The 15,583-nt window shown below is 37.4% G+C and carries 16 protein-coding genes and 1 tRNA gene; 11 read left to right on the top strand and 6 right to left on the bottom strand.

The genetic code is table 11. The features are described 5' to 3' along the window. Window positions 1-149: 149 nt before the first annotated feature. The gene (locus tag DKG80_RS13915; RefSeq protein WP_109831959.1) at window positions 150-632 is read right to left on the bottom strand and encodes a hypothetical protein; all 483 of its coding nucleotides are present in this window, start codon (window positions 630-632) and stop codon (window positions 150-152) included. Between the two features lie 88 nt (window positions 633-720). Here DKG80_RS13915 and DKG80_RS13910 point away from each other — a divergent pair. From DKG80_RS13910 to DKG80_RS13860, 11 genes are all read left to right on the top strand, one after another. Then, window positions 721-792, top strand: a tRNA-Arg gene (locus DKG80_RS13910). Window positions 793-2,024: 1,232 nt separating this feature from the next. Next, entirely contained in the window at window positions 2,025-3,884 is a 1,860-nt protein-coding gene (locus DKG80_RS13905; RefSeq protein WP_109831958.1) for a S41 family peptidase, read from the top strand. An 8-nt stretch (window positions 3,885-3,892) separates the two neighbouring features. Next, the gene (locus DKG80_RS13900; RefSeq protein ID WP_162555884.1) at window positions 3,893-5,323 is read left to right on the top strand and encodes a S41 family peptidase; all 1,431 of its coding nucleotides are present in this window, start codon (window positions 3,893-3,895) and stop codon (window positions 5,321-5,323) included. 58 nt (window positions 5,324-5,381) lie between these two features. Further along, window positions 5,382-6,803, top strand: a complete 1,422-nt coding sequence (locus DKG80_RS13895) for an alkaline phosphatase D family protein (protein WP_221409132.1) — start codon at window positions 5,382-5,384, stop codon at window positions 6,801-6,803. A 255-nt stretch (window positions 6,804-7,058) separates the two neighbouring features. Continuing rightward, complete coding sequence (locus tag DKG80_RS13890; protein ID WP_109831956.1) at window positions 7,059-8,819, top strand: sulfatase-like hydrolase/transferase; 1,761 nt, start codon at window positions 7,059-7,061, stop codon at window positions 8,817-8,819. 393 nt (window positions 8,820-9,212) lie between these two features. Next, the gene (locus tag DKG80_RS13885; RefSeq protein ID WP_109831955.1) at window positions 9,213-9,656 is read left to right on the top strand and encodes a DinB family protein; all 444 of its coding nucleotides are present in this window, start codon (window positions 9,213-9,215) and stop codon (window positions 9,654-9,656) included. A gap of 1 nt (window position 9,657) precedes the next feature. Beyond that, window positions 9,658-10,194, top strand: coding sequence for a GNAT family N-acetyltransferase (locus DKG80_RS13880; protein ID WP_109831954.1), 537 nt, complete (start codon window positions 9,658-9,660; stop codon window positions 10,192-10,194). 2 nt (window positions 10,195-10,196) lie between these two features. Beyond that, window positions 10,197-10,547 (top strand): cupin domain-containing protein, encoded by a 351-nt coding sequence (locus DKG80_RS13875; RefSeq protein ID WP_109831953.1) that lies wholly within the window; start codon window positions 10,197-10,199, stop codon window positions 10,545-10,547. A gap of 158 nt (window positions 10,548-10,705) precedes the next feature. Further along, entirely contained in the window at window positions 10,706-11,707 is a 1,002-nt protein-coding gene (locus DKG80_RS13870; protein ID WP_109831952.1) for a sensor histidine kinase, read from the top strand. A gap of 7 nt (window positions 11,708-11,714) precedes the next feature. Then, window positions 11,715-12,437: a LytR/AlgR family response regulator transcription factor gene (locus DKG80_RS13865; RefSeq protein WP_109831951.1), complete on the top strand. Its 723-nt coding sequence runs from the start codon at window positions 11,715-11,717 to the stop codon at window positions 12,435-12,437. A gap of 193 nt (window positions 12,438-12,630) precedes the next feature. Beyond that, window positions 12,631-12,858 carry a hypothetical protein gene (locus DKG80_RS13860; RefSeq protein ID WP_109831950.1) on the top strand — a complete coding sequence of 76 codons (228 nt, stop codon included), beginning with the start codon at window positions 12,631-12,633 and terminating at the stop codon, window positions 12,856-12,858. Between the two features lie 79 nt (window positions 12,859-12,937). Here the strand turns inward: DKG80_RS13860 and DKG80_RS13855 are convergent, their stop codons facing one another. The 5 genes from DKG80_RS13855 to DKG80_RS13835 form a co-directional block, all read right to left on the bottom strand. Continuing rightward, window positions 12,938-13,192, bottom strand: coding sequence for a DUF6952 family protein (locus DKG80_RS13855; protein WP_109831949.1), 255 nt, complete (start codon window positions 13,190-13,192; stop codon window positions 12,938-12,940). Next, window positions 13,173-13,484, bottom strand: a complete 312-nt coding sequence (locus DKG80_RS13850) for a thioredoxin family protein (RefSeq protein WP_109831948.1) — start codon at window positions 13,482-13,484, stop codon at window positions 13,173-13,175. Before DKG80_RS13850 ends, DKG80_RS13855 begins: the two co-directional genes overlap by 20 nt. A gap of 116 nt (window positions 13,485-13,600) precedes the next feature. Then, the gene (locus DKG80_RS13845; protein WP_109831947.1) at window positions 13,601-14,413 is read right to left on the bottom strand and encodes a mechanosensitive ion channel family protein; all 813 of its coding nucleotides are present in this window, start codon (window positions 14,411-14,413) and stop codon (window positions 13,601-13,603) included. Between the two features lie 19 nt (window positions 14,414-14,432). Next, the gene (locus DKG80_RS13840) at window positions 14,433-14,999 is read right to left on the bottom strand and encodes a PhnA domain-containing protein (RefSeq protein WP_109831946.1); all 567 of its coding nucleotides are present in this window, start codon (window positions 14,997-14,999) and stop codon (window positions 14,433-14,435) included. 77 nt (window positions 15,000-15,076) lie between these two features. Further along, on the bottom strand, window positions 15,077-15,580 hold the full coding sequence (locus tag DKG80_RS13835; protein WP_109831945.1) for a cupin domain-containing protein: 504 nt from the start codon (window positions 15,578-15,580) through the stop codon (window positions 15,077-15,079). Between the last annotated feature and the right edge of the window lie 3 nt (window positions 15,581-15,583).

Here is a 15,583-nt window from a genome sequence, read left to right as displayed (position 1 = left end):
GTGTTTAATTGTAGGAAGTAGAATAAACAGTCACTCAGTACATAGCATTTTTGTATCTAGACTACCAGATGATTTAGCGCTGACCGAGTGACTGAAAGAATAACTCAAGAAAAATAAATGGGATCCACCTAGAGGTAAATTCCCTGTGATTAAAGTCCTGGAGGAGGTGTTCCCTGACCTTGAGATCCTGAGTTCCCTTGGCCTCTACCTTGTGGTCTCTGTCCATTCGGCCCACCAGACCCTCCTTGTTGCTGTCTTTTTTTGCGCATTTCTTCCATTCTTTTCTTGTTGGCAGCCATTAGCTCATCATATATCTTGATCTGATCCTTATTAAGAACATCAGCCATCAAGAGATCTTTCTCATCGCGAGTTTTCATCATAGTTTCGCGCATTTTTTCACGAGGCATATCACCGTTTCGCATCTTTTTGATGTTTTCGTCCATCGTCTTAGCCAGCTCATCATATATACCATCAATGAGCGTTTTTTGATCTTTACTCAAGTCGGTGATCTTCTTGTATATATTTTGTTTTTCGCGCGCTACCATTTCTTTTGGATCCATTCGGCGGCCTTGAGCCATTGCACCAAGACCAACTATTACCATCATCGTTGTCATTAAAAGAGTCTTTTTCATATTGATTACATTTTTGGTTTTACATGATCAAGCGATATTCCTATTCGCTTTTAGTCAATAAATATTAAATTTCACTTCTTGAAAATCAGGCCCCTTAGTTCAAGGGATAGAATAGAAGTTTCCTAAACTTTAGATCCAGGTTCGAGTCCTGGAGGGGCCACTATTCTGACCGTGAATCTCAATGTAATACTCACGCAAATAATTGGTAGAGAGAAATTTAATGTACCAACACCCTTTCTTTATGAATCAACGTGATCAGAATCTATATCAAGCTGTTTGTGAACGAAATGGACACATTCGTAGATGGTAAGTCATGATTCTTAAGTTTAAAGCCAGTTTAAGCTACCTATTTCACTCTATATTAAGCTCCATGCAAATGTTTAACCCTCCATGTTACCATAAGTAAGCTCCATGTTGAGTACGACACCCTCCATGTAGGTATATGAGCCTTCCATGTTCGTAAGGCTACCCTCCATGTTACACTTTGACCCCTCCATGTCGAGTACAACACCCTTCATGCCAGACATGGAGATAGTTTGAGGCGTCCTGGAAAGGTGATGATTCTTTTTTAACCCTTCATTTCAGTTAATTATAGAGTTCTGACGCATAGGATTAGGAAGGAATACAATTTTCTATGCGTGCGAGAGAAAGGGCAAAACTTTTTAGCCATCAAAGAATGGAAAGAGAATTGTAGGGAGAAATTCTCAAAACAATGAATACGTAAGGCTGTTTATCTCACACCAGCGGGAAAGAGCTTAAGTGAGTTTCCAAGGATACCTTGTCTTAGGCCGAGGAGTTCATTCTGTAAACTTATTTAATGATTAAACTGAACTCCTGACTAGACATATTTTTTCAGAGATCAACCACGTATATCTTTTTTCAGGCGAAAAAAATATGCGACCCCTACCTACCTCGCATATATGCGACCCCTTTATAGCACGCATAAAATAAATTTGACCTTTTAAAATTATGCGACCCATATTGACCTCGCATATATGCGTACCCTAAACACCTCGCATATATGCGTACCCTGTCTTAACCACGCATATTTTTTTCAAACACACTTACGCATAATTTTTTTGAAAAGTCAACCACGCATATTTTTTCAAAAAACCTAACCACGCATATTTATTTGTAAATCTTGACTACGCATATTTTTAGAAGTCGACACTATTAGTACTACTGTCGGCTAGTATCGACCATAAGTCGAGATAAGCACAAGACACACAGACAATAGCAGAGGCTGAGAGGCATCCTGATAAAAGTTGAAAGCAAGTCTTAGTAAGCAGTAGGTGCTTCATAAGGGGAAATGTTAGGTCTAATCGCAGGGCGATATCCTATTAGGTTTAATTCCCTAAGAGTTAGGATTGGAGGCTTCATTATTTTTAAAATATGATAAGCAAATTCCCGATTATACTAATAATCTTTCTACAACTGTATACTAGCCTATATGGTCAACAGAGAAATCCTTCAGTAAAGAGATCAATATTCACAGGGGTACAATGGAGAAATGAAACCCCGTTGGTCAGATTTCAAAACTCTTGGTATGAATTCGAGGAAATAGAAGGAGTATCGAAAGATGAAATCATAGCATATTGTAAAAAGGCTTACTCATCAAGATGGCAAAAAAGGTTTTCGGAAGACCTCCTAGAAGTATTGCTTTCAATGGGAATACCAATAGTAGATGATGCTGAGCTGTTACTCAAGACAAATGGTAAATCGACAGTTCATTTTGGAACTTTTACCAGAGATAATAGATCCAGAATAAAAGACTATAGAGATAGTTTAAATAAAGAATTCAGGAAGCCTATCATAGGATACTTGAGTAGAGCGCAGACTTTAGAAGACCTAGAAGAATTCGAGACTATAGTAAACAAGTACTCCTCTTACAGTGGGCTGAATGGATATAATGTCCTCCAAGAAGTACAGCAGTTCAAATCAAATTTGGGTGACAGCATCCTGAATATGGATTTCGGTTTATTCTTAATGAAGGTAGTTGGACAAATAGGAGATAGACATTCTTATGTTTGGAATTTTGGATTGCCCAATAAACGTTTTTTGCCTTTTAGTGTAGCGCCGTTTGATGGGAAAGTGCTAGCACTTGATTACATAGAAGAAGACTCAGTTCACGTCCCATTATTTCCTAAGTACCCTTTTTTAACAGCTATTGATGGAATACCAATTAGAACTTTTATACAACAAATTTCTCTTGAAGAAGCTAAGGCACCAGCTGCTGCATTTTTTACTCGCGGTGTCAAGCAATTGCACTACATAGAACAAAATTATGAGATACTTAAAAAGCAGCTTACCAATGAAGTGAGTTTTACCTTTGGAAATCAGGTCAAGGATACAGTTGTCAATATATCTATGGGGGGAATAAGAAATAGAGCCATTCCGTGGGAAGAAAAATTTGCTCGATTTTATGGACAGAAATACGAAGCCCTGAATGATAAAACCCTTTGCCGTCATCTCTTCAGAATGGAAGGGGACAACATCGCATATGCTCGATTTCCATCTATGGGCAATAGAGAACAAGCGCCTATATTTTTTGAAGAGTTTAATGAATTTATGAAAACTTCAAAAGATAGCAAAGCGCTTATTATAGATATCAGGAGTAACACTGGAGGCAATCGAGAACTCATTATTGAATTGGCTAAGTACATAGTTTCTCCAGATTCTATTCATGTAGTGAATGTAGCTCAACAAAGAGGTTCCCTTCTTTTATCAAAAGAATATAAGGGAGCCCTTGATTACCGTAGGTTGTTTCCAAAAGAAGAATTTGATGAACAAGAACAGAGTCAAATTGATGTTTTTTTAAGTCAATTTAAACCAATCTATGACTTAGATTCTTTGAAATTTAGTGCCCCACACTTCTTCGTTCTCAATGGAAATAAACTAAGAAAAGAAGATGGGTATTATTACGATAAACCTGTTTATATATTGGTCAACGAACGTTGTTTTAGCGCATCATCCGTGTTGGCGACAGTTTTCAAAGGACTTCCTAATGTCACTCTAGTAGGTGTATCTACTGATGGGTCTAGTGGAAATAGTAAGAGTTTCTATTTGTCCAACTCACGGATCAAGGTAAAAATCAGCACCATGGTTTCATTTCAGAAAGATGGCAATATCCTCGACGGATTTGGTACAGAACCAGACATAGAACTTAAACCGAAACTGTCACAAGTCTTGTGGAAAGAAGATTCTCAGTTGAACGAACTAGTAGACCTAATCAATCATTATGTAGATAAATAATGATTCAAATGACACTTCGATTTTATTCCTTACTCCTAGCACTACTATTTCCATATATAGTCTTTGGTCAAAACTCTTTAACTAAAGAACAGGTCACTGAAGACTATCAAATTCTAAAAAACATTCTGACAAAGGGATATCCTAGTTTGTATGAATATACTTCTCAAAATGAGTGGGACAGTCTGTTTACAAATTTCGAACAGAACCAAATAAAGACCATACATAGCGACAATGACTTGTACAAATCAATTACTGAACTAACCGACTATGCCAGAGATGGACACTTGATCATCATGCGTCCCCAACTGACTTCTATTCCCAAACTTTTCCCTTTGTTGTTGAAAATAATAAATGACAAACTGTATACAGATACAGAAGATTTTGGAATTCCATTAGGTTCAGAAATAGTATCTATCGATGGAGTAGATGGGTTTGAACTCATAAAGAAATTTATGAAATATGCCCCCTCAGATGGGTTCAATACATCCAAAAAAGAAAGGCAAGTAGAAAGAGAGTTTGGTATTCTACATTTCTATGAATTCGGGGAAAAATCTCGATACAAGGTGAAGTATAAAACCCCTTCTAATCAAGAAACAGTTAGGAGTGTCGAAAGCCAAACTTTTGAAAGCATAGGCAAGCGTTATAGTAATAGAAATTCATTTTTCGGTAAGAAAACACTGGGCAAGCAAGAGCCATTTTTATACTTCATAGATTCATTGAATACTACTGTTTTGACAATGAATACCTTCAGTTTGGATGGAGAAAAGTTTCAAGAAGCCTTAAAAGACATTTTTAAAGAGATCAAGCAAAGGAAAAGTGATCATCTGATCATTGATATCAGGCAAAACGAAGGTGGATACCCTTTGAATGCCATCAATTCTTTCTCCTACATCGCTAGTCAACCATTCAGGCAACGACTATCTTCTGAGGTTATTACTGCTTCTTTGCCAGAGGAACCTTACAGCCAAAACTTGGTCAATGGATTTACCTATGAGAGCTTTTTCAATAAATATTATAAGGATGCAAAAAGACAGCAAGGTAAATGGATACTTGATCAGGATGAAAACGAACCCTTCATGATACCAAACAAAAAGAAATTTGAAGGTAAGGTATATGTTTTGATTGGCGGGAAAACATTCTCAGCAGGCTCTAGCTTTGCATTGTTCTGCAAGAATGAAGGGATTTCACTGATCGGGGAAGAAACAGGCGGAGGGTATTACACCCAAACAGGAGGATATCCTATGATATACACCTTGCCCAACTCTCAGATCAAAATATTGATATCTTTCGTGAAAATTGCCCGATTTGTAAAAGATAGAACGATCAAAAGAGGTCAGGGAATCATTCCAGATCACGAAGTATACCTTACTGTAGAAGACTTGATTCGAGGGAGAGATACTCAGTTGAACTATGTCTTGAAGCAAATTGATAGCAAATAAAAAGCTTAGCTATTTTTCATAAATAGAAATTAGAAAATTAGTGCCAAAGAATATATCTATGAAGACAAGACATTCATTAAGCCTATTTATATCATTCATTTTTTTGCAAAGCATCTATGCTCAAAAGAATGGTCAGGTCTATTTCACTACTGGCTTTAAGATGGGAGAAGTCACCTCCTCTTCAGTAGTGATACATACTCGCCTCAATAAATCTCCTAAATCAATTCCTACATGGCACCAACGTAAAGACATTAAGTTCAGGCACCCGATTCGTTTTGACAATAGCATGCCTGTGGAGAAAATGGATGGTGCAGTTCAAGGCTCAGCCGGTCAAGTAAAAATTACTCTTGTTTCTGAAGACACTATTAGTACAGATTGGGAATATGTCTCAGCCTATCGGGACTTTACCATCAAGAAAAAAATAACTGGACTCAAGCCGAATACAAATTACCAAATCACGATCTATGGTAGAAAAACAAGAGAAGCTCCAATTACAGAAATAAAAGGAAGTTTTAAAACTGCTCCGAATGAAGATGAAGAAGAGTCGATTCTGTTCACAGTTTCTACTTGTCAATATTACTGGTCTCATGATGACAGTCTCAGAGGTTTTAAAATGTATGATAGTATGTTAGAGTTAGACCCAGCCTTTCACTGTCAGACGGGAGATTATGTCTACTATGACAAACCTGGGCCAATGGCTAACACTGTAGAGAAGGCTAGACACAAGTGGCATGCTATGAATTCCTGGCCATCATTAAGAGATTTTTACAGTCAGGTACCTACGTATCTTCAAAAAGATGACCATGATTTATTAAAGGACGATGCTACACCTTATTCAACTCCATTTGGACAATTGACCTATGAAGATGGCTTGGCCATATGGAGAGAACAAGTTCCCATCGTAGACAAACCATATCGTACAAAGCGATGGGGAAAGGATCTTCAAATATGGTTGGTAGAAAATAGAGAATACAGAAGCGATAATCACGCAGCAGATGGAGCCAACAAGACTATTTGGGGAAAGGAACAAATTCAGTGGTTCAAAGAAACCGTAGAATCATCAGATGCCACCTTCAAGATTCTAGTATCGGCTACACCCATTGTAGGTCCAGATCGCAAAAAAGGTAAAATTGACAATCACTCCAATGATTCTTTCCAAACCGAAGGAGAGTGGTTGCGAAAATATTTGGCCGATCAGGATGTTTTGGTTGTAAATGGAGATAGACATTGGCAGTACGTATCTCAAGATCGAGCATCAGGTTTGATGGAGTTCAGTGCAGGCCCAGTAAGTGACTATCATGCTCAAGGTTGGAATCAAAATGACCTTAAACCAGAACATAAGTTTTTAAGAGTCAAGGGTGGTTTTTTGGCAGTGAAGGTATCTAGTAAATCAAAGACTAAAACGGTAGCTGAATTCATTCATTACGATGTAGAAGGTAATGAGGTGAACAAAGAATCGATCGTAAGAAGACTTGATTAATCACTATTATCTTAAGTAAGCAAGGTTGAGAAATATCTTATTCTGATCAAAATCATGTTAAGAGAGTTAATACCTGTTTATCAGGTAGATAATTTGTTAAAGGTTGTTCGTTTCTAAATGAATCATCGAATTATGTGTTATCAATTGAAACTATCAGTTTTTTGACTCGTACCAAAGCGTCGGTGTTTATGAAAAAGCACCGTACGATTTGTTACTACTACTGAAAAGATATCTTAAAAATCAAAAGTCAATTCTATGCGAATTTTCAAAATCACAATTTTCCTACTAGCCTCATTTCTTGTAGGTTGTCAGTCCTCTATTAAGAAGGCTGAAAAAGAAAGTAGTCAGCAAAACGAATCGAAAAGGCCTAATATTCTAATCATCTTGGCAGATGATATGGGCTATGGGGACATAGGAGTTTATGGAAGTGAAATAAGTACACCAAACATAGATCAGTTAGCCAATGAAGGTATTCAGTTCACTAACTTTCATGTAGGAGCTGCGTGCTCACCTACCAGAACCATGTTAATGACCGGTGTGGACAATCATAGGGCAGGGATAGGTAATCTAGTAGAAATCCAAGCAGATAATCAGTTTGGAAAGCCTGGATATGAAGGTTATCTAAACAATGATGTCGTTTCAATAGCTACACGACTAAAAGATGGAGGCTATCATACATATATGACAGGCAAATGGCACCTAGGGAAGTCAAAGACAACGATCCCTTATGCAAGAGGCTTTGAACGATCTTTTGCTTTGATGGAGAGTGGAGCGGACAACTGGGTAGAGCAGCCATACCTTCCTCTGAATGACAAGGTTCATTACTTTGAAGATAACAAGCAAGTAAGTCTTCCTACAGAAAACTACTTTTCGTCAGACTATTATACTGACAAAATTATGAGCTACATAGACTCAAATAAGGGCGATGAAAAACCATTTTTCGCCTATGTGTCTTATCAAGCAGTACACTATCCTCATCAAGCACCCAAGTCTTTCATTGACAAATACAATGGAGTGTATGACAATGGATGGGAAGAAATCAGAACTCGACGTTTGAAAAAACAAAAAGAGCTTGGCATAGTTTCTCAGAGTGTCGAGTTGAACTTTGAAAATTCAGCTACCTCCGTATCAGGATGGAAACTTTCAGACTGGGAATCATTATCTGAGGAGGAAAAACTATTCAACGCCCGAAGAATGCAAGCCTATGCTGGAATGGCAGACAATATGGACTACAACATTGGCAGGCTGCTGCAACACCTCCAAGACATAGGAGAATATAATAATACACTAATCATATTCCTTTCAGACAATGGTGCAGACCCTAATCAACTACCATTAAATCCAGCATTCAAATCTTGGTACAAAGAAAAGTATCAATATTCATCTTTTGAAGATTACAAAGAGGACTATAATGCCGTAGGACAAAAAGGATCATATTCCGATTATGGGCCTAACTGGGCAGCAGCGTCCAATACACCTAATAGTTATTACAAGATGTTCTCTACTGAGGGTGGATTGAGAGTTCCGTTCATCGCTTGGTATCCTAAATTGCTAAAAGCAGGTAAAGTGACTAATCAGTTCGCTTTCGTGAAAGACATCGCACCAACTCTATTAGAAATCGCAGGAATAGAAAACAGTGGTAGCACATATAAAGGAAAGAAAATTTTCCCAATTACAGGAACAAGCATGTGGAGCGCTATGAAAGAAGAAGTCACAGTGCATGCTGACGAGGAGATTATTGGATTTGAGCTAGCAGGAAGTAGAGCGGTGTTCAAAGGTGACTATAAACTTGTTTTCAATCCACGAACTAAAGGGACAGGTCAATGGGAGCTATATAATATCGTTAAAGACCCTTCGGAAATGAATAATTTAGTAGCTGATTTTCCAGAACTTGTTGATGAACTATCAAAGGCATACCACATCTATCAAAAAGAGAATGGAGTAATCCCTGTTCCTGATGACTATGATGTTTTAAAACAACTCGTGAAAAATTCTAAGAGAGGTAAAAGTCATTGATCAAATAAATAACTCTGACAACTTTCTAGCCTTTACAGATGTAAGTAAAACCCGACTTGCTCGGGTTTTTTAATCCCTGATTTGTACACCGAAATTTCAAAATGGATTTTGGGTGTACAAGTCTTGTACAATGGATTTTCATTTTGAAATTCCGTTGTACACCCATTTATTATCAATGCTTGTACAACCAATTTTCAAAACCATTTTTGATTGTACAAAGCTGTTTTCTATACTTAGCTTGTTAAGAGCTCAACTAATAAAAGTCTTTAGCGTACTGCTAGCCATATAGGGCAAGGCTACAGATAATTGCAATTTTTACCTTTTGGGGTAAGTTTGTTCGGAAATCTACTTGTACTAATGAGCTACAACTAATGAATTTATAACAACTCCAATATGACAGAATCTATAAACAGGCTAAAAGAAGCTTTAAGAGAAGGAACTACTTATGTAAACCAAGTCTCAGAATCTGAACTGATAGATAAAGTGTCTCCAGAAAAGTGGTCAAAAAAAGAAATAGTGGGGCACTTGATAGACTCGGCTGTTAATAACCTTCAGAGGTTTACAGAAATTCAATTTGAAGATAAACCTTACCCAATCAGGAAGTACAATCAAGATGATTTGGTAATAGCCAATGATTATCAAAATGCAGAAATCAACGAGATGCTTGACTTTTGGAATTCAATTAATAATCGAATTATGTACTTAATGAAAATTCAAACCGAAGAAACATTGGACTATCAAATTGAATTGGAAAAAGATACTTTTTCTGATTTGAGGTTCCTCATGGTCGATTATGTAGACCACCTTGTACACCACCTCAAGCAAATCATGCATTAAAATGAAGAATTACATTTTCAAATCAGAAAGGCTGGGCTTTAGGAATTGGATTGAAAGTGATAACCCCAAGTTGGGTATGATTAATGCAGATCCTATCGTAATGGAGTATTTTCCAGCTGTTCAGACACAAAAACGAACGGATGAATTCATTGATAAAATGAAAGATCAATTCGCTAAAAATGGATTTTGCTACTTCGCAGTAGACAAATTGGATGATAATGAATTCATAGGTTTTATAGGAATTTCAGAACAGAACTTTGAGGCCGATTTTACTCCATGCGTCGACATAGGGTGGAGGCTATCCCAGAGAGAATGGGGAAAAGGATATGCAACAGAAGGCGCAAAAAGATGTCTTGAATACGCATTCGATGAGATTGGACTAGATAGCGTCAAATCTATTTGTCCAGTTACAAACGAAAGGTCTGAGCGTGTGATGAAAAAGATAGGAATGAAGAAAGTGGGTTTTTTTAATCACCCACTACTCTCTCAATATAAGGAATTAGAGACTTGTGTACTCTATGAAATAAACCGTAATTAGAATTGAAAAGAACTAAAGAAAATAGCCAGCACTACTATTGGGGAGATGGGTGTGAAGGTTGGCATTTAGTCAAGTCATCAGAACTAAGCATCATCGAAGAAAGAATGCCTCCAGGGACAGAAGAGGTAAAACATTATCATGAAACTGCCCAGCAATTCTTTCAGATTCTAAAAGGAACCGCAACTTTTGAGCTGGAAGATGAGACTATCATGATCCATGAAAAAGAAGGTTTCCACATTAAACCAGAGATCAAGCACAAAATCCTGAATAATGGCGATGTGCCGCTAGAATTCATTGTTATATCTAGTCCTACCACCCGAGGAGATAGAATTGATGAACCATTCGAAAAGTAAGGATATTCATAGTTAAGATATTCTTGTAGGTAGCATTCGATTCTGTTATCCATAGATACTGCAAGTCCGTTCGTTTAGGAAATTCCCAGTTTCGTTCATTAAAATGGGATACTTGGCATGAGAATGTTTACTTACATGTCTGAATTACAATGTAGTACATGAAAGTAAATAAAAATTGGTACGGAGTGCTAGGGTGGTTAGTGATCCTAGGATTATTCTTGAGTTTAAATAGTCGGTTTATGCCTATGGAATCGGCGGCTATTTTTGCTTTTGCTACCTCAGTTTGCCTAGCAATATCTTACATGACTAATGTGTACTGGGTATATCCTAAGTTCCATAAAAATTTAACAGTATACATTTTAATTTCTCTATTTGTAATTCTGGCCATCACCTCAGTATATATGTTGATAGAGATGGAATATCTTCCTCATCCCAAGAGAATGCTGAAAAAGCCTCGTGGTATGACCTTTCATTTCATCAGGCTATTCATGATGAATATCGTAGCATATCTCTTTGGTACCTTTTTCGTGATGTACAGGCGAAATCGAAATTTAGAAGAAAGAGGAAAGGAACTTGTGAAAGAAAAACTGGAGACTGAACTGAAACTACTGAAAGCCCAGATCGATCCGCACTTCATATTCAACGCACTCAATAACATCTATTCACTCACCTATATGAAGGCGGATAATGCGCCGGAGTCAGTGTTGAAACTTTCAGAGATGCTTAGATACGTATTTTACGACTGTAGCAAGGACAAAGTACCACTAGCTTCTGAGTACAAATACATTGAGAACTTTAGTGCGTTTCAAAAAATGAAGTCAGACCATGACCAGAATATAGTATGTAAGTTCAGTGAAGGAATAGGTCAGGTACAAGTAGCACCAATGTTGTTTATTCCATTTATAGAAAACGCATTTAAGTATAGTAGAATAGAAGAAGATGAAGACGCTTTTGTAGAAATTACCTTGGAAGTGAATGACAACAGGCTAAACTTTTTGAGTGTAAATAGTATCCCATCTAATAGGGCTCAGGCTGGTAGTGGAATGGGCATTAAAAATGTACAACACCGACTCGGGATCATCTACCCAAACAAATACAGTTTGAGTAATTCAGAAAAGCAAAATACGTATTTGGTAGCTTTAACTATAGACTTGAATTAAGAAAGCCATGACTATTAACTGCTTAATAATAGATGATGAAAAGCTGGCAAGAGATTACTTGAAAAATTATGTAGATAAAGTACCTCAACTTCACTTGCTTGATAGCTTTAATTCTCCACTCAAAGCAATGGACCTCATTAAATCTGGAAAAGTTGATTTAGTGTTTTTGGATATTCAGATGCCTGGTTTGACAGGAGTAGAGTTCGTCAAGAGTCTCAAGGCTGTACCTGAAATCATATTTACAACAGCTTATCAGGAATATGCACTAGAAGGGTTTAATCTTAACGTAGTTGACTATTTGCTCAAGCCATTTTCATTTGAGCGTTTTTTTCAAGCCGTCAATAAAGTCATTGACAAATTTGAAAACCAAAAAGAGCAGCCATTATTACCAATAGAGTCGCAAGCGAGTATTCAGCAGACTTATTTGACAGTGAAAGCAGATCGAAGGCTTTACAAGATCAACTTTGACGATTTGATATATGTAGAAGGACAAAAAGCATATGTCACTTTTCATACGAATGCTAAGAAGAAAGTCATGGCACTTTTGTCATTGAAGGAATTAGAAGAATCCTTACCATCCGATCAATTTATTAGAATCCACAAATCTTACATTGTATCTATTCAAGATATCACAGGTCTCGAGGGTAATATGCTGGAAGTAGGAGAGTTAAGACTTCCAGTAGGTAGTAGCTATCGATCTGAGGTAATGAATATGTTCGGGGTGAGTTAAAAAAAGTATGGATCTTCAAAAAGTGGTAATAAAATGTTATTTGAACGCTTTTTCAATGGTTTAATAGTCAAGGTGTTGCACATCAGTGTGTTAACTAATAAAATAATAACATGAAGGAATTTCATTATTGAAATTATTCATTTATTATTGTCCTTTGTAAAATCTAACTATATCCATTTGTAATCTTATTTTTATGTCAGACCAGCAAGACATTCTTAAGACCGTCAAAGACGCTCAGATAGGCTCGACAGCCAACGAAGTCGTCAGTAGTTTAGAACTAGTTTCTGAACTATATCTTAATGTGAAAGACCCTAATGTAAAAGTTTTGATCAAGAAAATGGTTACCGACTTGGTAGACTTCTTGCTTGATAATGATCTTGCTGAGGGAGTTGAGTTGACCAAGTTTATGATATACGATTGATTAATATCAATATAAGAATATAAAAAATGCCCCGTATCAATTTGATGCGGGGCATTTTTATTTCTTCAATTTCAATTACTTATGAAATTGATCCTGTGACCCTTTTCATAAATGAATTCAAAGCCTCTTTCTGACTTGCACCAGATTTGATTTCCTTGGCTACATCAATAGACCCATATAGGTTTGATAATAACTCGCCAATTACATCTAGCTCTTCGTCTTTAATACCAGGAGCATCAGCCAGATGCTCCAAAAGCTCGATGGATTCGTTCACCCAGTCCTCATCATTTTCTTCGATGAATTGGACTACATGCTTAATTAGAGGTAACCGCATTCAGAACTTCGTTTATGATTTCACCTTTGTTTCCTTGTGCTTGTTGCACCAATTTTCCTCCTTTGAATCCTGCAAATGTCGGGAGGTTATTTACCTCAGCCAAATCTCTTGACTTCGGTAGCTTCTCAGCATCTACATATACGAATTTGATGTTGGTGTTTTCACCAGACAGTCTTTTGAACTTTGGTTTAGTCAATCGGCAGTTGCCACACCAGCTCGCACCGTACTGAACCATTACTATTTCATTTTCTGCTACTATTTGGTCTAGGTTATCTTCTGCTAATTCTATCATATTGTTAGTGTGTTAATGGCTATCAATTAATTTCTAATACAAAGAAACGGCAGTAACTCATATACTGCCGTCATTCCTAATTGATTTTGTAAATATGAAAATAGAATAGTCCAATCTTATTGATTTTGAACATGGACATCCATCTGTGGGAATGGGATATTTATTCCCTCTGCATTGAATGCGTTGTAAACTTTTTCGTTCATCTCAAAGTTAACATCCCAATAGTCACCTGCATTGACCCAAGCACGAGTTGTAAGATTGACCGAACTATCCGCAAGTTCACCAAGCCCTACAAAGAACTCAGGGTCTTTCAAGATCCTTGAGTCCTCATTAGCCAGTCTCACTAGGATTTCTCTAGCCTTTTGGACATCATCTCCATACCCAATTCCATATACCCAATCTATTCTTCGAGTAGGCTCTGTAGAGAAATTAGTCATTGATCCATTAGCCAAACTTCCATTCGGAATGATTATAGTTTTATTATCAGGAGTAGTTAAGATGGTATTGAAGATTTGAATCTCCTTTACGCTACCCATGTACCCTTGAGCATCGATGAAATCCCCAACCTTGAATGGCTTGAAGATCATGATCATTACACTACCAGCAAAATTTTGCAAAGTTCCAGAGAGTGCCATACCTACCGCTAAGCCAGCTGCACCAAGTACTGCTACAAAAGAAGTAGCCTCAATACCTAGCGTCCCCATTACTGCAAGAGCAAGCATTAGTTTTAGTAGTACCGATACAAGACTGGTAATGAAAGACTTCAAAGAGCCATCCAGTTCTCTGCTGTTCATGATTGCAGATATTCCTTTAGTGATAGCACTCACTACGATCAATCCAATGATAAGAACAGCTAAGGCTCCAGCTACTTTGGGCAAGTATGCTGTAGCATATTCTATGAAAGTTTGTATTAAGTTGTTAAGGTCCATATGTTTTAGTTTTAGTGGATTATTGTTTTTTTAAGTATTTGGTGACTAAATAGATTTCTTGTCCGTTGACCTTTCCACTGATGTGTGTAGGGTCATCGTGAGCTAAGGTAATGTTTCTAACTGCAGTCCCTCGCTTGACTACCATGCTACTTCCTTTGACTGGTAAGTCTTTAGTTACGACAACAGAATCACCATGCTGAAGTATGACACCATTACTGTCTTTGTACACAGGAGTATTTTCATCAGTAATTCCATCCCGTGCCCATTCAAGTGTATCTTCGTCTAGGTATAGCATTTCGAGAGCATTTTGTGCCCAGCCTTCAGATCGCAAATGGTGTAGCATTCTGTATGCCAATACCTGAACAGCAGGTATTTCACTCCACATACTTTCGTTGAGACAGTGCCAGTGGTTGATTTCAATATTTTGAGGATCTTTGATTTGATGCTCACAAGTTTCACAAATCAAGGCACTGTGATTTGGTTGGTCGTTCTTTTTAGGGGAAACGGTATGTACGGTAAGCTTTTCAACATTACCACAAAGTTCACATACTGAACTTCGTTGTTTTAGTTCTTTTTCTAAACTCATATTCTATTGATAGATAGACAAATCTACCAAGCGGAAATGAGTAATGACTATGTCATCGAAATTATCTGTAAGCTAAATTATCTTGATAGGCGAGCAATGATGTCTTGATGCTCAGGGTATAGTTTGAGCATATTATCACGAGTTGGCATCGAGAAGTCTCTGAAATCAAAACCTGGAGAGACAGTACATCCACACAAAGCGTAGGAGTCTTTCTCGGGGATCTCAGCCGCAAAATAATATCCAGCAGGTACGACAAATTGAGGAACTTCACCATCGCTAATGAATTTTCCAATGTGTACAAATGAATATACACCCTCTGGAGAGATCATATGAAGCGTTAGTCTACCTCCTTTGTAATGGTGCCAGATTTCATCTTGATTGATTTTGTGGAAAGCCGAGAAATTTTCTGAGGTGAGTAAAAAGTAAATACAAGTAGAATAGTTTCTCTCTTCGGTGATTGTATCGGGAAGGTCTGCAGGATTAATAATTCCAGAGCTACGATAAGTCTCTTTGTAAAAACCTCCCTCAGGATGAGGAAGGAGATCTAGCGTTTTTACAATTTCGTTGATTTTATTAGTCATAAT

This window comes from Reichenbachiella versicolor, assembly GCF_003171675.1.
In the GTDB taxonomy this organism is placed as follows: domain Bacteria; phylum Bacteroidota; class Bacteroidia; order Cytophagales; family Cyclobacteriaceae; genus Reichenbachiella; species Reichenbachiella versicolor.
The sequence above is the reverse complement of the archived record's forward strand: the minus strand, read 5'-3'. Positions and strand labels throughout refer to the sequence as shown.